The sequence below is a fragment of the Donghicola sp. genome, assembly GCF_025210255.1.
Classification (GTDB): domain Bacteria; phylum Pseudomonadota; class Alphaproteobacteria; order Rhodobacterales; family Rhodobacteraceae; genus Donghicola; species Donghicola eburneus.
Genome location: NZ_JAOARZ010000009.1, coordinates 38,969 through 59,812 on the forward strand (window position 1 = coordinate 38,969; position 20,844 = coordinate 59,812).

20 protein-coding genes are annotated in these 20,844 nt (G+C 59.4%); 5 read left to right on the forward strand and 15 right to left on the reverse strand.

Going from position 1 to position 20,844, the window contains the following annotated elements:
* Window positions 1-729: 729 nt before the first annotated feature.
* The 4 genes from N4A58_RS02015 to proS all read right to left on the reverse strand — a co-directional run bounded on the left by N4A58_RS02015 (window position 730) and on the right by proS (window position 4,821).
* Complete coding sequence (locus tag N4A58_RS02015; protein ID WP_293707390.1) at window positions 730-1,404, reverse strand: ABC transporter ATP-binding protein; 675 nt, start codon at window positions 1,402-1,404, stop codon at window positions 730-732.
* Window positions 1,397-2,683 carry a lipoprotein-releasing ABC transporter permease subunit gene (locus N4A58_RS02020; RefSeq protein WP_293707391.1) on the reverse strand — a complete coding sequence of 429 codons (1,287 nt, stop codon included), beginning with the start codon at window positions 2,681-2,683 and terminating at the stop codon, window positions 1,397-1,399. Before N4A58_RS02020 ends, N4A58_RS02015 begins: the two co-directional genes overlap by 8 nt.
* Before the next feature lie 53 nt (window positions 2,684-2,736).
* Window positions 2,737-3,237, reverse strand: a complete 501-nt coding sequence (locus N4A58_RS02025; protein WP_072707381.1) for a DUF2937 family protein — start codon at window positions 3,235-3,237, stop codon at window positions 2,737-2,739.
* Between the two features lie 228 nt (window positions 3,238-3,465).
* Window positions 3,466-4,821 (reverse strand): proline--tRNA ligase, encoded by a 1,356-nt coding sequence (gene proS / locus N4A58_RS02030; RefSeq protein WP_072707384.1) that lies wholly within the window; start codon window positions 4,819-4,821, stop codon window positions 3,466-3,468.
* A 157-nt stretch (window positions 4,822-4,978) separates the two neighbouring features.
* Here proS and N4A58_RS02035 point away from each other — a divergent pair, with 157 nt between their 5' ends.
* The 4 genes from N4A58_RS02035 (at window position 4,979) to N4A58_RS02050 (ending at window position 10,549) form a co-directional block, all read left to right on the forward strand.
* A complete protein-coding gene (locus N4A58_RS02035) occupies window positions 4,979-6,046 on the forward strand; it encodes an AI-2E family transporter (protein ID WP_293707392.1) in 1,068 nt (355 codons plus the stop codon).
* Window positions 6,047-6,049: 3 nt separating this feature from the next.
* Window positions 6,050-6,727 carry a DnaA/Hda family protein gene (locus N4A58_RS02040; RefSeq protein ID WP_293707393.1) on the forward strand — a complete coding sequence of 226 codons (678 nt, stop codon included), beginning with the start codon at window positions 6,050-6,052 and terminating at the stop codon, window positions 6,725-6,727.
* A gap of 38 nt (window positions 6,728-6,765) precedes the next feature.
* Window positions 6,766-8,940 carry an RNA degradosome polyphosphate kinase gene (locus N4A58_RS02045; RefSeq protein WP_293707394.1) on the forward strand — a complete coding sequence of 725 codons (2,175 nt, stop codon included), beginning with the start codon at window positions 6,766-6,768 and terminating at the stop codon, window positions 8,938-8,940.
* A 64-nt stretch (window positions 8,941-9,004) separates the two neighbouring features.
* Entirely contained in the window at window positions 9,005-10,549 is a 1,545-nt protein-coding gene (locus N4A58_RS02050; protein WP_293707395.1) for a Ppx/GppA family phosphatase, read from the forward strand.
* Here the strand turns inward: N4A58_RS02050 and N4A58_RS02055 are convergent.
* The 4 genes from N4A58_RS02055 to scpA all read right to left on the reverse strand — a co-directional run bounded on the left by N4A58_RS02055 (window position 10,546) and on the right by scpA (window position 14,423).
* The gene (locus N4A58_RS02055) at window positions 10,546-10,938 is read right to left on the reverse strand and encodes a hypothetical protein (RefSeq protein ID WP_293707396.1); all 393 of its coding nucleotides are present in this window, start codon (window positions 10,936-10,938) and stop codon (window positions 10,546-10,548) included. The genes N4A58_RS02050 and N4A58_RS02055 overlap by 4 nt on opposite strands.
* 41 nt (window positions 10,939-10,979) lie before the next feature.
* Entirely contained in the window at window positions 10,980-11,663 is a 684-nt protein-coding gene (locus tag N4A58_RS02060; RefSeq protein WP_293707397.1) for a molecular chaperone DjiA, read from the reverse strand.
* 43 nt (window positions 11,664-11,706) lie between these two features.
* A complete protein-coding gene (locus tag N4A58_RS02065) occupies window positions 11,707-12,192 on the reverse strand; it encodes a GNAT family N-acetyltransferase (protein ID WP_293707398.1) in 486 nt (161 codons plus the stop codon).
* Between the two features lie 101 nt (window positions 12,193-12,293).
* On the reverse strand, window positions 12,294-14,423 hold the full coding sequence (scpA, locus tag N4A58_RS02070) for a methylmalonyl-CoA mutase (RefSeq protein WP_293707399.1): 2,130 nt from the start codon (window positions 14,421-14,423) through the stop codon (window positions 12,294-12,296).
* A 108-nt stretch (window positions 14,424-14,531) separates the two neighbouring features.
* On the opposite strand from scpA, the gene N4A58_RS02075 reads away from it, so the two are divergent.
* Complete coding sequence (locus tag N4A58_RS02075) at window positions 14,532-14,969, forward strand: DUF4174 domain-containing protein (protein ID WP_293707400.1); 438 nt, start codon at window positions 14,532-14,534, stop codon at window positions 14,967-14,969.
* A gap of 44 nt (window positions 14,970-15,013) precedes the next feature.
* Here N4A58_RS02075 and N4A58_RS02080 read toward each other — a convergent pair whose 3' ends face one another.
* The 7 genes from N4A58_RS02080 to N4A58_RS02110 form a co-directional block, all read right to left on the reverse strand.
* Window positions 15,014-17,014 (reverse strand): acetyl/propionyl/methylcrotonyl-CoA carboxylase subunit alpha, encoded by a 2,001-nt coding sequence (locus N4A58_RS02080; protein WP_293707401.1) that lies wholly within the window; start codon window positions 17,012-17,014, stop codon window positions 15,014-15,016.
* A 141-nt stretch (window positions 17,015-17,155) separates the two neighbouring features.
* Entirely contained in the window at window positions 17,156-17,362 is a 207-nt protein-coding gene (locus tag N4A58_RS02085; protein ID WP_072707401.1) for a hypothetical protein, read from the reverse strand.
* A 331-nt stretch (window positions 17,363-17,693) separates the two neighbouring features.
* Entirely contained in the window at window positions 17,694-18,059 is a 366-nt protein-coding gene (locus tag N4A58_RS02090) for a hypothetical protein (RefSeq protein ID WP_072707403.1), read from the reverse strand.
* An 84-nt stretch (window positions 18,060-18,143) separates the two neighbouring features.
* Entirely contained in the window at window positions 18,144-18,290 is a 147-nt protein-coding gene (locus tag N4A58_RS02095) for a hypothetical protein (RefSeq protein ID WP_177218570.1), read from the reverse strand.
* Between the two features lie 220 nt (window positions 18,291-18,510).
* Window positions 18,511-18,906, reverse strand: coding sequence for a DUF6497 family protein (locus N4A58_RS02100; RefSeq protein WP_293707402.1), 396 nt, complete (start codon window positions 18,904-18,906; stop codon window positions 18,511-18,513).
* Window positions 18,906-19,253 (reverse strand): hypothetical protein, encoded by a 348-nt coding sequence (locus N4A58_RS02105; protein ID WP_293707403.1) that lies wholly within the window; start codon window positions 19,251-19,253, stop codon window positions 18,906-18,908. The genes N4A58_RS02100 and N4A58_RS02105 overlap by 1 nt, the downstream gene beginning before the upstream one ends.
* Window positions 19,254-19,271: 18 nt before the next feature.
* Window positions 19,272-20,804 (reverse strand): acyl-CoA carboxylase subunit beta, encoded by a 1,533-nt coding sequence (locus N4A58_RS02110; protein ID WP_293707404.1) that lies wholly within the window; start codon window positions 20,802-20,804, stop codon window positions 19,272-19,274.
* Window positions 20,805-20,844: the final 40 nt, after the last annotated feature.

The window sequence follows — 20,844 nt, forward strand, 5'->3', positions numbered from 1 at the left end:
CCCCTCATCGACTACGCGCCACTGCGGCACCAGCCAGCAAAAGGCAGAGCCAACCACTGCGCCCAAAGCCCCACAGGCCCCAACCGTCTCCAGCGCAACCAGCACGCCCAGACGGCCCCGCCCACGCCCAACCCTTTCTGCTTTGTAAAAATACTCAACCGGCACCCAGCCCAAAGCCGCACCGCGCCTAAGGGACCTCTCCAGCCCCAGCCGCCCGCAGATCACGGCCCATCCCCAGCGCCCAAGACCCAAGGCTTCTTTTTGCCAAAAATACTCAAATCCCGCCGCCAGCCAATCAGCCCACCGGCACCGGATCGCAAGGGGCGCCCCCAGCCCAAAGGCCCGTCTGACCCAAGTCCTTAACCATCCGCAAATTCGCGCCCGCCCAGCCCGTGCCAGACCCAACGTCATGACGCGAGCCATACGTAAACCATACGTCAGACAGACCAGACATTTCCGCAGCGCACCCCGTTAACACTCGAAGAATTTGCAATCGGGCAAAAAAATACCCAGAGCAAAAGCCCTGGGCGAAAGTTCGAGTTCTGGAGGCGAAACCTAACAAGTTTCGCAAGTCAAACGCCGCGACCACTACCGGGATAGTCTAAGTGGTTTCACAACGCTTTTCCTAAGGTCATTGATACCAACGCCCCCGCCCCGCCACCACATGCCCGAAGGGCCAATTGGCGATCTCTTTGGGCGGTGCGCCTACCCCGTCGGATACCCGCGCCCTCAGCGCAGCACCCCGTTCTCCAAGGTCACGGTCCGGTCCATTTTCCCTGCCAATTCAGGGTTATGCGTGGCAATAAGTGCCGCCAATCCGGTCTCGCGCACCAGATCCATAAGCGCGTCAAACACCCGCTCACTGGTCCCGGGATCAAGGTTCCCTGTCGGCTCGTCCGCGAGCAAAACCTTGGGCCCATTCGCCAGCGCCCGCGCGATCGCAACCCGCTGCTGCTCCCCGCCCGAAAGCGCCGCCGGACGATGCGTCATCCGCCCACTCAGCCCCATGTGATCGAGCAACTTTTCAGCCCGCTTTTGCGCGTCCCGCGCACTCACCCCATTGGCCAATTGCGGCAGCACCACATTCTCAATAGCAGTAAATTCCGGCAGCAAATGGTGGAACTGGTACACAAACCCCAAGTCCCCCCGCCGCACCCGCGTCCGCTGCCGGTCACTGGCGCCAGTCACATCCTGACCGCCCACAACGACCTGCCCCGCATCGGGCGTATCCAAGAGCCCTGCGATATGCAGCAAGGTCGATTTTCCTGCCCCTGACGGCGCGACCAAGGCCACGACCTCTCCGGCTTCCAGCGTCAGCTCCGCGCCGCGCAAAACGGCCACTTCACCCGGTTCGCCACGCTTGTATATTTTCTCAATATCATTTAATTCCAGTACCTTACTCATAGCGCAGCGCCTCCACAGGGTTCATCCGCGCCGCGCGTCGGGCCGGGAAAATCGTCACGACAAAGCTCAGGCCCAAGGACAGGAACACCGCGCTCAGCACATCCGCCAACTCGAGTTTGGCAGGCAGGTTATACAGACCACGGATTTGAGGATCCCATACCCCACCGCCCGCAACATAGTTAACGAGCGAAAAGATCGGGTCGATGTAGATCGCGAACAAACATCCAAGAATCACGCCAGCGATCGTCCCCAGTACGCCTGTGAACGCCCCACACAGGAAGAATACCCGCAGAACAGCGCCTTCGGTCAGGCCCATGGTTCGCAGAATACCGATGTCGCGGCCTTTGTTTTTGACCAACATAATCAGACCACTAGTGATATTCATGGCCGCAATCAGCACCAGGATCGAGAGGATCACGAACATGACGTTATCCTCGACTTCCAGTGCCCTCAGGAAGGCACCGCTGGCGTCTTTCCATGTCCAGACCATCGCGCGGTCCCCTGCCGCCTGAAAGATCGGCAAAACCATGTCGTCGACGTTGTTCGGGCTCTCTAGCATGACCTCGATTTCATCCGCCGCACCGGTAGAATTGAAGTAGGCCTGCGCCTCTGCAAAGGGCAAATAGACCCGCGTGCGGTCCACGTCATAGCGCCCCGCCGTAAAGATGTAGACCACGTCATAGGCCTTGACCCGCGGGCTGGTGCCAAAGGCTGTCTTTACCCCGTTAGGCGAGATCAGCTGCACTTTATCCCCGACCAGCAAGCCCAATTCTCGGGCAACACCAGAGCCGATCGCAATCCCGCCTTCGAAGTTATCAAGGCTGCCCTGAGACTCTTGGGGGTTCGCAATCCGCGGGATGCCTTGCAGGTCCTCCGCGCTGATACCAAACACTTCGACCCCAGCGTTGCGACCACGCGCACTGGCCATCACCTGCCCTTTGACCAAGGGCGCCGCATGCGTCACGCCCGGTACAGCGGCGATCTGTTCGGCCAACTCTGTGTACTCGGTGATCTTGCGGCTGGCAGCTCCGGTTTCGGAGATACGCATATCTTGGTAAACAGTGATATGCGCGTTGGCTCCAAGGATGGTGTCCACAAACTCTTCTCGAAAGCCAGACCGCACGGCCAACGTGGCGATTAGTGCGAACACCGCCAAGGTAATTCCGAGCAGCGAAATCCAGGTCATCACGCTGACCCCGCCTTCGGCACGTTTGGCACGCAAATAGCGCCAAGCAATCATGAATTCGAACGGTGCGAATGGGGGGGTGGTATGGGCCATGCTCTTCCTCGACTGTCGCGCGTAGATGCGCAAATCGCGCGTCGTGGGTCAAGTCACGCAGCCGTGGGTTTGTTCCTGCGACGGCTGGGGCGCACGATTTTGATCAGCGCCGACAGCGATCCGTAGCCGACCAAGAACCCAAAGAGCGAGAACATGCCACCCTCAAAGGTCAGCGGTACAGCGGGCCGATAGTCTTGCCACGTGCCTGAGAGGATTTCAGGATCGCCCATGTGCTGCACCTCGTAGAACCGCGTAAAGGGGCCCGCATATCGCAGGGCGATGTAGGCCTCGCTCAATTCTTCGTAGCGGGAAATCGTCCGACGCAGGTCGGCCTGCCGTCTTTGCAGAAATGGCGAGCCATTCATCTCTTCCAAAGCTTGATGACGGGTCATTCCAAAGGTCGCGGCAGAGCGGTCAAAGTCGCTCACCACAGTCGAGAGTTCGTCCACAGCTCCGCCCAATCGCTGCAAATACTGCTGCGAGAACTCCGGAAACTGGGAAAAACCAGCGCCCGACACAATACCGAAACTGACTAGAAATGCCCTTAGGACCATGACCTCTTCGCGTCTAAAACTGGCGCATAGGCTTATCGGAATCCAAAAGAGAAAGCGACCATCGTTTTCTGCAAACCCCGTTGGATCGTTGGAAAAGATATGGATTTCCCCAAGCGACCAATCGGGTTTTCCAGTCTCGCGGTCATTTCTGTAGCGATTTGATTCGCGACGTGGAAAAAAAGGCCCCGATGCGAAATCGGAGCCTTGGATCGAAATGGATATGTGGCCTTACAGACCCTTGGGGTCCGGGTGTTTCGCGTAGATCTCTTTGATCTTTTGGACCGCGGCTTCGGGTGACAGCTCTTCGCTTTCGCCAGTGCGGCGGCTGGTCAACTCGACCACACCGTTTTTCAGGCCACGCGGACCGATGGTGATGCGCCAAGGCAGACCGATCAGATCCATCGTTGCGAATTTCGCGCCTGCACGTTCCTTGCGGTCGTCGTACAGGGGCTCGAAACCAGCAGCGACCAACTCGGCATACAGGCTCTCGCACGCGCCGTCGGTCTCTTCATCACCCTGCTTGAGGTTCACGATACCAACGTGGAAGGGGGTCACGCCCTCGGGCCAGATGATGCCGTTTTCGTCGTGGCTGGCCTCGATGATCGCACCCAGCAAGCGGCTGACGCCGATGCCGTGGCTGCCCATATGAACGGGGACTTTGTTGCCATCGGCGTCCTGAACGGTTGCGCCCATGGCTTCGGAATACTTGGTGCCGAAGTAGAATATCTGGCCAACTTCGATCCCGCGCGCAACACGGCGGCGCTCTTCGGGGATTTCGTTGTAGACAGCCTCGTCGTGGGTCTCATCCGTGCGGGCGTAGCGGCTGGTAAACTCTTCCAGTACGGCCTGACACTGCTCTTTGTCCGCGAAATCGATCTCGCGATCACCGAAGGTCAGATCGGTGATCTCGGCATCGTAGAAGACTTCGGATTCACCAGTGTCCGCCAGAACAAGGAATTCGTGAGTGTCATCGCCGCCAATGGGGCCGGAATCAGCACGCATCGGAATCGCCTGCAGGCCCATGCGCTCGTAGGTGCGCAGGTAGCTAACAAGGTGACGGTTGTAGGCGTGCAGCGCGTCCTCTTTGGTCAGGTCGAAGTTGTAGCCGTCCTTCATGTAGAATTCGCGACCACGCATCACGCCGAAACGAGGGCGGACTTCGTCGCGGAATTTCCACTGGATTTGATAGAGGGTCAGCGGCAGATCTTTGTAGCTGCGCACGTAGCTGCGGAAGACGTCGGTGAACAGCTCTTCTGCGGTAGGCGAGAACAGCATGTCACGGTCGTGACGGTCCTTCATCCGCAGCATTTCCTGACCGTAGCCGTCATAGCGACCGGACTCGCGCCACAGATCCGCCGACTGCAGGGTTGGCATCTGCATGGGGATGTGGCCAGCCTTGATCTGCTCGTCATGGACGATGTTTTCGATCTTGCGCAGGACTTTGAAACCCAGCGGCAGCCAGGAATAGATACCGGCGCTGGTTTGCTTGATCATACCGGCCCGCAGCATCAGGCGGTGGCTGACGATCTGCGCGTCGGCAGGCGTCTCCTTAAGCACGGGCAGGAAGTAGCGGGACAGGCGCATGGAACCCTCGGAACAGTGATTTCGTTTTGCAGGGGTTTAAAGCGCCAAACGCCCATTGGAAACAGCTAAGTCGGGCCAGACCCCGCCAAACCGGCGCTGCGCTTGCATAATCACGCAGCTTCGGCGAAAACCTGAATGATTGATCGGAGGATGACCCATGGCTCTACCTGCAAAGCAACAGGCAAAATATTGGGGAATCGCCGCCGTCGTTTTCTTTGCCATTCTTTGGGTGCTTGGGGACACGCTGTTGCCGTTCTTTGTGGGCGCGGCTGTCGCCTATTTCCTAGATCCAGTTGCCGACTGGCTCGAAGAAAGAGGGCTGAGCCGCTCGATGGCAACAGTGGTCATCACTTTGGTCGCTATTTTGGTGTTTGCAGCGGCAGCGTTGGTCATCATCCCGACCATGACAGAGCAAGCGGTCAACCTGTTCAAAACCGCGCCAGAGATTATGGACCGCCTGAAGTCGAGCCTGACATCGCGCTTCCCAGAGCTGATCGCCAGCGGCAGCCCAGTGCATAATGCGCTGACTTCGGCGGGCCAAACCATTCAGGAAAAGGGCGGCACGCTGCTCCAAGGCGCCCTCTCCTCTGCTGCATCCCTGCTGAACATCGCCATGTTCTTTGTCGTGGTGCCGGTGGTGTCGTTCTATCTGCTCTTGGACTGGGACAACATGATCGCCAAAATTGACGATCTATTGCCCCGCGACCACGCCCCCGTGGTTCGCAAGATTTTCAATGACATAGACGCGACGCTCGCCAGCTTTGTACGGGGCCAAGGCACCGTCTGCCTGATCCTTGGCGCGTACTACGCGATTTCGCTGATGATCGTGGGGCTGAACTTTGGCCTCGTGGTTGGATTCATCGCGGGCATTGTCAGCTTTATCCCCTATGTGGGCGCAATCGTGGGCGGCGTCTTGTCCATTGGTCTGGCGCTATTCCAGTTTTGGGGGGACTGGTGGATGATCGCCGCGGTCTTTGCGGTGTTCCAAGTTGGCCAGATCCTAGAGGGCAACGTGCTGACCCCGATGTTGATCGGCAATTCTGTTGGCTTGCACCCGGTCTGGCTCATCTTGGCCTTGTCTGTCTTTGGGTCGATTTTCGGTTTCATCGGCCTTCTGGTTGCTGTACCGCTGGCGGCCTCTCTTGGGGTTGTGATCCGTTACATCGCCGCACAATACAAAGACAGCCGCCTGTACAGAGGCCTGACCGGCAGGGACGCACCGTAACCGATGGCACGCCAGCTCAGCTTTGATCTGCCAGTTCGCCCTGCCTTGGGCCGCGAGGACTTCTTTGTCTCGCCGGGCAACGCGATGGCAGTTGCCCTGCTGGATGGCTGGCGCAATTGGGCAGGTGGCAAGCTGGTTCTGTATGGCCCCGAAGGCTCTGGCAAAACCCACTTGGCGCATGTGTGGGCCGAAACAACCAACGCCACGATCCTGAACAGCCGCGATCTGTCGGGGCTCGACATTCCGTCGCTGGCAAAAAACCACGTCGCGATCGAGGATATCTCGGCCATTGCGGGTGACCGCACGGCCGAAGAGCTGCTGTTCCACCTCCACAATCTGGTCCTGGCCGAGGGCAATCGCCTGCTGTTGACCGACACCCGCCCCGCGCAGGTCTGGGGCCTGACGCTGCCCGATCTACAGAGCCGGATGCAGGGGGCGCAGTCCATCGGCCTCGAAGCACCTGATGACGCGCTGCTGACCGCCGTACTGACCAAGTTGTTCGCCGACCGTCAGTTGTTCCCCAGCCCGGATACGATCACCTATCTGCTCCGGCACATGGACCGATCTTTTTCCAGCGCTATCAAAGTCGTAGCAGCGATTGACAAAACTGGCCTCGAACAGAACCGCGCGGTCAATCGCAAGCTTGCCTCAGAGGTGCTGGACAAGCTACGAAGCAGGTAAAGTGATTAGGCGATAAAACCCCAGAAGGACTTCTGACCGTGGACGTAGTTGATTTCTTGCACGCAGGCTTTTCAGAGCCCATCGAGCTGCCCGCCGAAGAGATCGAAGGCCCCAAGCGCCTATACAACCGCGAACTCAGCTGGCTGGGGTTCAATATGCGCGTTCTGGAAGAGGCCGAGAACCCGCGCGTACCCTTGCTGGAACGCCTGCGCTTCCTGTCAATCTCGGCCACCAACCTTGATGAATTCTACACCGTCCGCGTTGCCGGTCTGCGCGAGCTCAAGCGCGAGGGCAACACGACCCCAGCCCAAGACGGCCTGACCCCGTCCCAGCAGTTAAAACTGATCGATGCGGACGCTCGCGACCTGATGGACCGCCAACAAAGCGCGTGGCGAGACCTGCGGGCCGAAATGGAAGAAAACAATCTGACCATCTACGACCGCGCCTCGTTGACCGAAGAGGACGAAGACTATCTGGCGGATGTTTTCCTCAACCAAGTCTTCGCGGTTCTGTCCCCCTTGGCGATTGACCCCGCACACCCCTTCCCGTTCATCCCGAACACAGGCTTCTCGCTGGCACTGCAACTGGAACGCAGCCGCGACGGCAAAATCCTGCACGCCCTGCTGCCTATTCCCGCGCAGGTCCCGCGTTTCACGCGCCTGCCCTCCGAGCCCGATCAGTTCCGCTATATCCCGCTCGAAGAGCTGCTGCTGCTGCACCTGAACCAGCTGTTCCCCGGCTACCGGCTCAAGGGGCACTGCACCTTCCGCGTGCTGCGCGACAGCGATCTGGAAGTCGAAGAAGAAGCCGAAGATCTGGTGCGCGAATTCGAAAGCGCCCTAAAGCGTCGCCGCCGCGGCGAAGTGATCCGGATGAAGGTCTCTGCCGGCGCGCCCAAGAACCTGCTCGACATCATCATGCGTGAACTCCACCTGAGCGACGAAGAGGTCATCGAAGTAGACGGCGTGATCGGTGTCTCTGACCTCAAGGAACTGGTGATCGACGACCTGCCACATCTGTTGTGGCCCAGTTTCACCCCCCGCGTTCCCGAACGTGTGACCGACCACGACGGCGATATCTTCAAGGCGATCCGCCAGAAGGACATGCTGCTCCACCACCCCTACGAGACCTTTGACATGGTGGTTCGGTTCCTGCAGCAAGCTGCGCGCGACCCGAGTGTCGTGGCGATCAAGCAGACGCTCTATCGGACGTCCAAAGACAGCCCCATTGTCGAAGCCCTCTGCGAGGCCGCCGAGGATGGCAAATCCGTCACCGCCTTGGTCGAACTAAAGGCCCGCTTTGACGAGGCTGCCAACATCCGCCAGTCGCGCCGGTTGGAACGCGCGGGCGCCCACGTGGTGTATGGCTTTGTGGACCAGAAAACCCACGCCAAGATCAGCACAGTGGTCCGCCGCGAAGGCGACCAGTTGGTCACCTACAGCCACTTTGGCACCGGCAACTACCACCCGATTACGGCCAAGATTTACACTGACCTCAGCCTGTTCACCTGCAACCCGTCGATCGGGCGCGACGCGGTCAAGGTATTCAACTACCTGTCGGGCTACGCCATGCCCGAGCACCTAGAAAACCTGTCGATCAGCCCCACCAACATGAAGGCTGACCTGATCCGCATGATCGGAGAGGAAGCAGAGAACGCCCGTGCCGGGCGTCCTTCGGGTATTTGGGCCAAAATGAATTCACTGATCGAGCCTGACGTGATCGACGCTCTGTATGGCGCGTCTCAGGCAGGTGTTCCCGTGTCGCTGGTCATCCGAGGCATTTGTGGGCTGCGTCCGGGCATCAAGGGTCTGTCCGAAAATATCCGCGTCAAATCCATCGTCGGCCGGTTCCTAGAACACTCGCGGATCGCCTGCTTCGGAAACGGGCATGCCCTGCCCTCTCGGCAGGCGCGGGTGTTTATGTCTTCTGCTGACTGGATGGGTCGCAACCTGAATCGCCGGGTGGAAACGTTGATCGAGATCGAGAACCCCACGGTTAAAGCGCAGATTGTCGACCAGATCATGGCCGCCAACATGGCCGACGTCGCCCAGAGCTGGGTGATGGGCCCAGACGGCAAGTTCAAGCGCGCCAACCTAGAGGAAGGGAAGTTTGCGTTCAGCTGCCACCGCTTTTTTATGGAGAACCCCTCCCTCTCGGGTCGGGGCTCTGCGGGTGCGGCCGACGTACCCAAACTGACGCATACTGGCGATTGACCTTGGGGAGCGCTTTGCCCAAGGTGCCCCGAATGAGAACTTTGCAATTTTTAGGTTCGAGCCAATGACGACCAGCCAACCCATGTTCGGTGACCGCGCGATCTTTGCCCGCCCACTGATCGTAGACCCACAGGCGCGCGCCATGTCCAAGGTCGGCGTCGTAGACATCGGGTCGAACTCGGTCCGACTGGTCATTTTTGACGGCGCGGCCCGCAGTCCCGCCTATTTCTTTAACGAAAAGGTCATGTGCGGCTTGGGCAAAGGATTGCTGGAAACCGGCATGCTGAACCCCGAAGGCAAGGTCAAAGCACGCGCGACGCTGCACCGTTTTCAGGCTTTGGCCCGCAGCATTGGCTGCGCACCATTGCATGTGGTCGCGACCGCCGCCATGCGAGAGGCCAAAGACGGCCCCGAATTCAAAGAGCAGATCGAATCCGAAACCGGCATGACCATCCATGTGGTCGATGGCACCGAAGAAGCGCGCTTGTCCGCACAGGGTGTGCTGCTGGGGTGGCCCGGTGCTTATGGTCTGGTGTGTGACATTGGCGGCTCGTCGATGGAGTTGGCCGAAATCAGCAAGGGCAAAATCGGGAAATGCGTGACCTCGCCCCTAGCGCCGCTGAAGCTTCAGGATATCGAGGGCGGCGCGAAAGCCCGCCGCACCCATATCGAAGAAACGCTAGACCAACTGCTCGAAGAATTGGGCCCCCAGCACGACCGCCTGTTTCTGGTTGGCGGCAGCTGGCGTGCCATCGGCCGCATCAACATGGAGCGTATGAATTACCCGCTTCACGTTCTGCATGAATACCAGATCACCTGCTCAGAACTCATGGATACGCTAGAGTTCATCAAAGAGCACAAGGATCTGGAAAGCCTGCGCAAGGATTGCGGCATCTCCAGCGCCCGTATGGCCTTGGTCCCGCTGGCCGCCGAAGTGTTAGAGGCGGTGGTCAAACGGCTTGATCCTCATGACATCGCAATCTCGAGCTACGGCATCCGCGAAGGGCTGCTGTACGAACAGATGCCCCAAGACCTAAGGGATCGGGATCCGCTGATCGAAGCCTGCCGCTTTTCGGAAATCAAAGACGCGCGGATGCCGGGGTTTGGCAAAATCCTGTTCAGCTTTATTTCGCCGCTCTTTCCGAAAGTGACTCCCGAGAAAGCGCGGATCATCAAGGCCGCCTGCTTACTGCACGACGTCACGTGGCGCGCACACCCTGACTATCGTGCGGAAATCTGTTTCGACAATTCGACCCGCGCGAACCTTGGCGGTCTGTCCCACAGCGAACGCATCTATATCGGCCTTTCGCTGCTCTATCGCTACAAGAACAAGCCCAGTTCCAGTCAGTTCGAAATGCTCGCGCCACTCCTAAGCGAAGAAGATACCCGAGAGGCCGAAGTTCTTGGCAAAGCTATGCGGTTCGGGGCAATGCTTTGGATGCACAAAGACCGCGCGCCAGGGAAATTCAAGCTGAACACCGAAGACAAGGCGCTGAAGCTCGTGCTTCACAAGGACGCCGCCGATCTCTTTTCCGAAGTGGCCGCCGCGCGCCTAGACTCGCTCGCCAAAGCGCTGGATGCCACCCACGAAGTGATTATCGCGGATTAGATATCGGTCGGTCCCGACGGCGCAATCAAGTCCGATTGCGGCGCGTCGTCCGCCCGCTCTTTGCGGCGCAGAATAATGTCACCATTCGGCAGCTTTTCCGGTGCGTGATAGTCGTTCAGATCGCCGATCTTGTCCGCCAGATCGCGCAGATCTGGCCCCATCGCCATGACCCAATCCCGCATCTCTGGCGCCATCTCGCGCGCTTTGTCCCTCAGGCCTTCTACGGTCGGATCAACCTCTTCGCGAAGGCCGTCAAAGATCATCCCAAAGCCACGCTGCATCCGTTCGAACCCGCTCTCGGGTTCGGCGGGCTCAATCGCGTTCTGGTCTTGCGCCAGTGCCGAGAACGGCAAAAGCAGCAGGGTCGCAACAATCAAAGTCTGTTTCATATTTTGCAATATAGGCTTCGCCCCACACCATTCCTAGAGCGTCAGAGCCCGCGTTCTGCGCGGATCGTTTCCCATGCGCGGTTGATCGCCTGCATACGACCCTCGGCCAGCTTGATCGCCTCTGGCGGAACGCCGCGCGCCATCATTTGATCGGGGTGCGCCTCTCGAACAGCTGCGCGCCACGCGGCCCGCACCTCTGCATTTTGCGCATCATGCGAGACATCAAGCACGTCATAGGGATCCGCTTCTGCCCCCGGCACAAATCGCGACTTGAGCGAGGTGAACCGGCGCTCATCCAGCCCCAGAATATCTGCAACGCGGCGCAGGAAAGCATCCTCAGCAGGGTGGTAGGTGCCGTCCGCCATCGCGATGTGAAACAGCCCCTCCATCAAATCGCACAGAGCGCTGGACTCGGAATCAAACATGGCCCGAATGCGGCGGGCATATTCCTCGAACCCGGCGACATCCTGACGGGCCAGATTGAACAAGCGTGCCGCGTTTGCCTCTTCGGACGGATCGATGTGAAACACCTCGCGAAACGCCGTCACCTCATCGCGCGTCACCAGACCATCAGCCTTGGCCATTTTAGCCGACAGAGCGATCACCGCGATGGTAAAACCCACCGTCCGCTCAGGCGGCGTGCGCAGACGCTCGAAGACAGCAGAAAGCCCCTCGCCTTTTGCAAGGGCGGCCAGTGCTTCGGAAATGCAGGTCCAGATCGACATGGCGGGCAGACTACCTTTGAACGCAGAACTTGTCAGGCCGGATTCACAGGAATTTCTGCATCAGCACAAGGTCCATCCAGCGATCGAACTTGCGTCCGACTTGCGGCAAGCGCGCAACTTCGGCAAAGCCAATCGCTTTGTGAAACAAAACGCCCTCGGTATTCTCGCCGCTCACACCTGCGAACATGGAATGACAGCCCTCTGCCTTCGCCGTCGCCATCAAGGCGTCCATCAACGCGCGGCCACCCCCCTGCCCTCGCGCAGCCTCGGCCAGCATGACCGAATGCTCTTTGGTATGCGCGTAGCCGGGCCCGCCGCGGAACGCAAAACAGGTCGCAAACCCCAGCAGCGCCCCATCAGCTTCAGCCACAACAAAGCAAGGCCCCCGCGCCGCAATGTCCGCCGCGATGCCTTCTTCCGTCTTTTCCAATGTCGTGAAAGTGACTGCCGTGTTCCGGATAAATCCATTCCACAACTCAGCAATCGCCGCCGCATCAGCCGCACAGGCCTGCCGCACCAGAAACGCCATACCGCCAAACCCACTTCATCTTTGCCGAAATACTCTCGGGGGTGAATTGGCGCAGGATGCGCCAAGAGGGGGCAGACAGCCCCCTCCCGGCCACGCTAGCCTTAGGCGCGCGCTTCTTCAATCAGGCGCAGAATGTCCTGCGCCGCGTTCGGGATGTTGGTGCCAGGGCCAAAGATCGCCTTCACACCCGCCGCCTTCAGGAAGTCGTAATCCTGCTGTGGGATCACACCGCCGCAGATGACGATGATGTCACCGGCGCCCTGCTCTTCCAGCACCTTGATCAGCGCGGGCGCCAGCGTCTTGTGACCTGCCGCCTGCGAGGAAATCCCGATCACGTGCACGTCGTTGTCGATCGCGTCCTGAGCTGCTTCTTCGGGGGTCTGGAACAGCGGGCCAACGTCAACGTCGAACCCGATATCCGCAAAGGCCGTAGCGATGACTTTGGCGCCACGGTCATGACCGTCCTGCCCCATCTTCACCACCAGCATACGAGGACGGCGGCCTTCCTTCTCGGCGAAATCTTCGACCGATTTCTGGATGGCTGCGAACCCTTCGTCACCCTCATAGGCCGCGCCATAGACGCCAGCCAAGGTCTTTACTTCGGCACGGTGGCGGCCGAACTCTTTCTCCATTGCCATGCTGATCTCTCCGACAGAGGCACGAGCACGGGCTGCTTCCACAGCCGCCTCGAGCAGGTTGCCGCCCTCTTTGGCGCGGCGGGTCAGTTCTTCCAGCGCGGCTTGGCAAGCTGCCTCGTCACGCGATGCGCGGATGCGCTCAAGACGCGCGACCTGAGCTTCGCGCACCTTGGTGTTGTCGATCTCCAGAATATCGATCGGGTCTTCTTTGTCCTTACGGTACTTGTTCACGCCGACAATCACCTCGTCGCCGCGGTCAATGTCCGCCTGACGGCGGGCTGCGGTCTCTTCGATGCGCAGCTTGGGCATGCCAGACGCAACCGCCTTGGTCATACCGCCCATCTCTTCGACTTCTTCGATCAGCGCCCAAGCCTTCTCGGCCAGTTCGTTGGTCAGGCTTTCAACGTAGTAGCTGCCCGCCAGCGGATCGACGACGTTGGTGACGCCGGTCTCTTCCTGCAGGATAAGCTGGGTGTTCCGCGCGATGCGGGCACTGAATTCGGTGGGCAGCGCGATCGCTTCGTCCAGCGCGTTGGTGTGCAGCGACTGGGTGCCCCCCAGTACAGCCGACATCGCCTCGTAGGCCGTACGGATCACGTTGTTATAGGGATCCTGCTCCTGCAGCGACACGCCAGAGGTTTGGCAGTGGGTGCGCAGCATTTTCGAGCGGGGATCTTTGGGCTCGAATTCATCCATGATGCGCGACCACAGCAGACGCGCAGCCCGCAGCTTGGCGGCCTCCATGAAGAAGTTCATGCCGATCGCAAAGAAGAACGATAGGCGACCTGCGAACTTGTCCACATTCATGCCACGGGCAATCGCGGCGCGCACGTACTCACGACCATCGGCCAGCGTGTAGGCCAGTTCCTGCACGAGGTTCGCGCCCGCTTCCTGCATGTGGTAGCCGGAAATCGAGATGCTGTTGAACTTGGGCATCTCGTTCGAGGTGTACTCGATGATGTCCGCGATAATTCGCATCGAGGGCTCGGGCGGATAGATGTAGGTGTTGCGGACCATGAATTCTTTCAGAATGTCGTTCTGAATGGTGCCCGCCAGCACCGACTTATCGTGGCCCTGCTCTTCGCCCGCGACGATGAAGTTCGCGAGGATTGGGATAACCGCCCCGTTCATGGTCATCGACACCGACACCTTATCCAGCGGGATGCCGTCGAACAGGATTTTCATGTCCTCGACGCTATCGATGGCCACACCGGCTTTGCCCACGTCACCCACCACACGGGGGTGATCCGAGTCGTAGCCGCGGTGGGTCGCAAGGTCGAAAGCCACCGACACGCCCTGCTGACCAGCAGCAAGGTTCTTACGATAAAATGCGTTCGACTCCTCGGCGGTCGAGAAACCGGCATACTGGCGGATCGTCCAAGGACGGCCCGCGTACATGGTCGCTTTCACACCACGGGTGAAGGGCGCGAAACCGGGGGTGCCGCCCATGTGGGGCAGACCGGCCGTGTCCTCTTCGGTGTACAGCGGTTTGACCTCGATCCCTTCCAGCGTTTGCCAGTTCAGGTCATCAAGGGGGCGTCCGCGCAGTTCCTTTTCGGCCAGTGCGCGCCAGGCGTCTTTATCTTGGGTCATCTGTCCGTTCCTCCAATCGACGCGGGCCTGCCATCTCCTGACATTTCCGCGGAAAAAAGCTTCGTAATCGGGGACATCGCCCCTATCTCTACAGCGACAGGAGGAGCCATGACCCGACTTGCCGCTTTGTTCGCAATGTTATTGTCAGTGACCGCCCCGCACGCGTGGGCACAGGAGACCGATATGACAGAGGCCGTGATCCTTGACGGTCGGACCGCCGATCTGGCCGAGTTCAAATGGACGCACCGCCCGCTGATCGTGTTCGCCGACAGCCCGTATGATCCTGCCTTCGTGCAGCAGATGGACCTGATCGAAGACGAACTCGACGGTCTGGTCGAGCGGGACGTCATCGTTCTGATCGATACCGACCCCGACGCCCGATCAGCGCTCCGCCAAGCGTTGCATCCGCGCGGCTTCGGCTTTGTGCTGATCGGCAAAGACGGCGGCGTCAAACTACGCAAACCTTCCCCGTGGACCGTGCGGGAAATCTCTCGGACGATCGACAAAATGCCGATGCGCCAACAAGAGATCCGCGACAGCCGCTGACCACCCCGCAAGTTGCGCGATATGTCAGCGGCCAGCGCCATGGCTTATTCGAACTCCATGATCACTTCGTCGACGGCAAGGCTGTCGCCCGCGCCAGCATTGATCTTGGTGACGACCGACTTCTTCTCGGCGCGCAAGATGTTCTCCATCTTCATCGCCTCGATGGTGCAGAGCGCCTGCCCCTCTTGGACCTCGTCGCCAACTTCGACGTTCATCTTCACCAGAACGCCAGGCATCGGGCAGAGCAACATCTTCGAAGTATCGGGCGGCAGCTTCTCGGGCATCAAGGTTGCCAGTTCCGCCTGACGGGGGCTGTAGACATGCACCTTCAGATCCGCGCCGCGGCTGCGGATGCGGAAGCCGTTGGTGATCTTGCCCGTTTTCAGCACCAGCGGGCTGCCACCGACCGACAGTTTCGCCAGCTGATCACCTGGGGTCCAATCGCTTTCGACACGCAGGGTGGTGCCGTCAGCAAAGGTCACATCCGACCCAGCGGGGTCCGCGGCAACGGTGACAGAGAACTCTGCGCCACCCAGACGCACGACCCAGTCATCACCGACCTTGCGCTCGTGGTTGTCCATGGTGCCCGAAATTCGAGTGCGACGGATTTCGGCAACGCGGTTCATGGCGGCACAGGCCGCTGCGATGCGCTGCAAATCCGCTTCGGGCAGATCGACGCCAGCGAAACCCTCGGGGTATTCTTCGGCGATGAACGCGGTGGTGATATCGCCGCTGACAAACTTCTCGTGGTCCATCACAGCTGACAGGAACGGCAGGTTGTGACCAATGCCTTCAACCTCGAAGCTGTCCAGCGCGACGCGCATCTCTTCGATGGCTTCCAGACGGGTCGGTGCCCATGTGCACAGCTTTGCGATCATGGGGTCGTAGTACATGCTGATCTCGCCGCCCTCGTAAACGCCGGTGTCGTTGCGGACAGCGCGTGTGTCTTCGGCGATCTCGGCGGGGGGACGGTAGCGGGTCAGACGGCCGATCGACGGCAGGAAGTTCCGGTAGGGATCCTCTGCGTAGAGGCGGCTCTCCATCGCCCAACCGTTCAGGGTGATGTCTTCCTGCTTCAGCGACAGCTCTTCGCCGTTCGCCACGCGGATCATTTGCTCCACAAGGTCGACACCGGTGATCAGCTCGGTCACAGGGTGTTCCACCTGCAGACGAGTGTTCATTTCGAGGAAGTAGAAATTCTTGTCGCCATCAACGATGAATTCTACGGTACCTGCGCTGGCGTAGCCGACGGCCTTGGCCAATGCGCAAGCCTGCTCACCCATCGCTTTGCGGGTCGCTTCGTCCAAGAACGGCGACGGCGCTTCTTCGATGACCTTCTGGTTACGGCGCTGAATCGAACACTCGCGTTCACCAAGGTAGATGCAATTACCATGTTTATCGGCGAGCACCTGAATTTCGATGTGGCGCGGCTGAGTGACGAATTTCTCGATGAAAATACGGTCGTCGCCAAAACTGTTGGCCGCCTCGTTCTTGGAGGACTGGAAGCCTTCTCGGGCCTCTTCATCGTTCCACGCGATCCGCATGCCCTTACCGCCGCCGCCAGCGGAAGCTTTGATCATGACGGGGTAACCGATGTCGTTGCTGATTTTCACAGCTTCTTCGGCGTCCTCGATCAGCCCCATGTAGCCGGGAACGGTTGAAACGCCCGCTTCCTGAGCGATTTTCTTCGAGGTGATCTTGTCGCCCATCGACTCGATCGCGCCTTTGGGCGGGCCAACAAACGCGACGCCCTCGGCTTCCAGAGCCTCGGCGAATTTGGAGTTTTCCGACAAGAAGCCGTAGCCTGGGTGCACACCATTGGCGCCAGTCTGACGGATCGCATCCATCACCTTATCGATAACGATGTACGACTGGTTCGCGGGCGGAGGACCGATGTGGACCGCCTCATCTGCCATGCTCACATGCAGAGCGTTCTTGTCTGCGTCCGAATAGATGGCCACCGTTTTGATGCCCATCTTCTGCGCCGTCTTGATCACGCGGCATGCGATCTCGCCACGGTTGGCAATGAGGATCTTGTCGATCATTTGTCTCCGTCCCTTTCGTCTTATTAGATTGTGCCTCGGCCGGTCGCACCGGCCGTCGGGCAAAAGAAAAGGCCACCGGACAGACGAGGTCCGGCGGCCAAAAAGCCATAAGAATGGATAGGCGCGTTGCCGCGCGGCTGCTTAGTTACAGCGCGAGGGGTAAGTACGGCAGTACGCAACGTTACCTGCACCACCGACGACGGCACCAGTGACCATGTCACCACCGGTGACAGCACCTGCGGCTGCGCCTGCGCCTGCACCCAGCAGAGCCTGTTCGCCAAGCGTGTCACCACACGCGGCCAGACCAAGAAGGGCAACCGAAGCAACGATCCAAGTTTTCTTAAGCATTGTGCAATCCTTTCAACAATCCCGTGTCCACCCACACGGGTGCGACGTTCTGATGTGTAAGCAACGTCACCCCCCTGCACCTGGTTCCCACGCCCGTTAAAAGCCGACCACACGAAACCGTGAGGCAATCCGAAAAAATGCGCGCTCAGGCCTGTAGAGCCCAGCGCGCAAGTCGGGGAAGGGGTCTCGGTAAGAGACATCGTCCGCCGCGCAATGCGCGACTTACACAGCCCTAGATTGGCTGCTTCGCCCGTGCTTGCAAGCATGGCGGCGGGCGCACGAAAAACGTGCGCCGAAATCCGCTTAACTGCCTGTATGCACTGGGCAAAGCTTAGCCGACCCATTCCGAACTCCCGTTGAAGATCTGAGGGAAGGATCGCTCTGCTTCGTCCATGTCGATGCGCAGCAGTGCGCCGTAATCCGCGGGGTCAAAGGGCTCTTCTGCGGGCACGACTTCACGCTCGAACAGCCAATTCAGGCGTCCGGCATCCAAGTTACCCCGTTCGAAAGTCTCTTCTCCGAAGTGAAGCCAGAGCGCAGCAAGGAAGCATTCGTCAGCTCTCTTGTCCGCAGGCTTGCGGTCAGGAAAGCGGCGAAGCGCCTTGAGCGGCGTCACCCCGCGCGGATTCGCGCGGCGAATTACGAATTGATAATCAGTTCCGGGCATACGGCCCGGGAAGCCACGATGTTTCAGCATACAAGCCCCCATTGGGTATAGGGGCGATGGTCGCGGCCTGTGAAAGCGGGCCCGACGGCCCGCCCCGGTTTCGTCAGAGTACGGTTACTTGTACTTGCCGGTGTAAGTGGGTTCCACCGAAATGGGTTCGGGCTGAACAACCACGTATTCTTCTTCTGCGGGCTTCTTCGCGCAGCCTGCAACCGATGCGGCAACTGCGAACGCAGCAAGGGTGATGACGACTTTCGACATGCGTGTCTCCTGTATGTACTTCTATCGTTATTTGTCGGGGTGAACTCTGCGTCCTTGCCCGACCACTGCTTCGAGGTATGGGGGTCTTGGGATACTCCCGACGCAACGATAGCGCGAATCTCTGCCGATTGATATGGGGCAGATTCCGCATATTTGGCCTGTGGCGAAAAATCCCCATCAGCCAGTGTACAAAGGGAAAAATGCAAATGAGAGGTGGTCATTAATAGACCTCCCAGATGCAAGCACCCTGATCTACGCGAAAGCTTTCGACGAATTGCACAGCCTCTGGCGCGGCCTCGCCGAATGGAATCGGACGGTCGGCATAGCTGAGGACAATCATCGCAGGATGGGTGCCACGGGCATCCAATTCCGGCAGCGCATAAGACGCACAAATCTCGGGGAAATCGCCAGAGACTCGGTCAAAATCGGATTGCTGCAGATCGGGGGCCACGAAACGATATCGGGCCCAGACCTGACCGTCGGGCTGATTCTCGAGAATCAACTCAAACAAGGTCAGGTCTAGGCCCGAGGGCACGGCGGGAGCCCCCTCCTGCCCCCGAACCGTGGTCGCCACTGCCAGGAGGGCGACGAAACTTATGGTCGCGAAACGCAGCATTACGATGCTCGCTTCGCGTGCATGACCCAGCGCGCACGGCGCTTGGGATCATGAAGCAACTGTGAAACTAAACCCTCAACGTGCGCCAAAGGCAAGCTTCCTTGGACAGAACCGCCTGCACGAATGCGTGCATGGTTGCCATCGCAAACGATTTCTACCACAGGAAGAAATCCGCGCAAGCTTTGTAATGCGCGCCACATATCCTGCCGGACCTGATGAGCTAGCCGAACGGGATGACACGCCGGCACCGTCGCTTCGACCGCGAAGTCGAAACGGGCGGGCAATTGGCGGGACACCGTGATGCCCCCCTGCCCGTCCTTGACGATATGCCAGCGTGTTTTTGCCATTTGGACGCGTATCCAGTCTTAGAGAGGAATGTTGTCGTGCTTCTTCCACGGCATGCTGCGCTTCTTCTGGCGCAGCGCCGCAAAGGCGCGGGACACACGGCGGCGGGTGCTGTGCGGCATGATCACTTCGTCAATGAAGCCACGCTCTGCCGCGACAAAGGGATTCGCGAATCGCTCTTCGTATTCTGCGGTGCGGGCCGCGATCTTTTCGGGATCACCCAGTTCGCTGCGATACAGAATTTCGGTCGCGCCCTTGGCGCCCATCACCGCGATCTCTGCGGTCGGCCATGCATAGTTGAAGTCCGAGCGCAGGTGCTTGGACGCCATAACGTCATACGCGCCACCATAAGCCTTGCGGGTGATGACAGTGACCTTTGGAACGGTCGCTTCGCCGTAAGCAAACAGCAGCTTCGCGCCGTGCTTGATGACGCCGTTATATTCCTGCGAAGTCCCGGGCAAGAAGCCGGGCACGTCCACCAGGGTCAGGATCGGAATTTCGAAGCAGTCACAGAAGCGCACAAACCGCGCGGCCTTGCGGCTGGAGTCGATGTCCAGACAGCCCGCCAGAACCATCGGCTGGTTCGCGACAACACCAACGGTCTGACCTTCGAGGCGGATGAAGCCGGTGATCATGTTCTTGGCGTATTCGGCCTGAATTTCGTAGAAATCACCCTCGTCCGCGATCTTGTTGATCAGCTCTTTCATGTCGTAGGGCGTGTTCGCGTTCTCGGGGATCAGCGTATCAAGGCTGTTCTCCACACGATCCGGCGCATCAAAGAAGGGACGCACGGGCGCCTTCTCGCGGTTCGACAGGGGCAGGAAGTCCACCAGACGGCGCACTTCGGTCAGAGCCTCAACGTCGTTCTCGAATGCGCCATCGGCAACCGAGCTTTTCTTGGTGTGGGTCAGCGCACCACCCAGCTCTTCTGCGGTCACGTGCTCGTTGGTCACGGTCTTAACCACGTCAGGGCCGGTCACGAACATGTAGGAGCTGTCCTTCACCATAAAGATGAAGTCGGTCATCGCGGGCGAATACACCGCGCCGCCGGCGCAGGGGCCCATGATCACGCTGATCTGGGGGATAACGCCTGAGGCTTCGATGTTGCGCTGGAATACTTCGGCATAACCGGCCAGCGAGGCAACGCCCTCTTGGATACGCGCACCGCCCGAGTCGTTGATGCCGATCACAGGTGCGCCGTTCTGCATCGCCATATCCATGATCTTGCAAATCTTCTGCGCGTGGGTTTCCGACAGCGAGCCGCCGAACACAGTGAAGTCCTGAGAGAACACATAGACCATGCGACCGTTGATGGTGCCCCAACCGGTCACAACACCGTCGCCATAGGGACGGTTTTCCTGCATCCCGAATTCGGTGCAGCGATGCGCCACGAACATGTCGAACTCTTCAAAGCTGCCTTCGTCCAGCAGCAGTTCGATGCGCTCGCGCGCCGTCAGCTTGCCCTTGGCGTGCTGCGAGTCGATGCGTTTCTGACCGCCACCGGCACGCGCCTGTTCGCGACGATCTTCGAGTTCTTGCAGGATATCTTTCATCTGTGCCCTCCGCTTTGACGCGACCATAGGATGCGTTTCT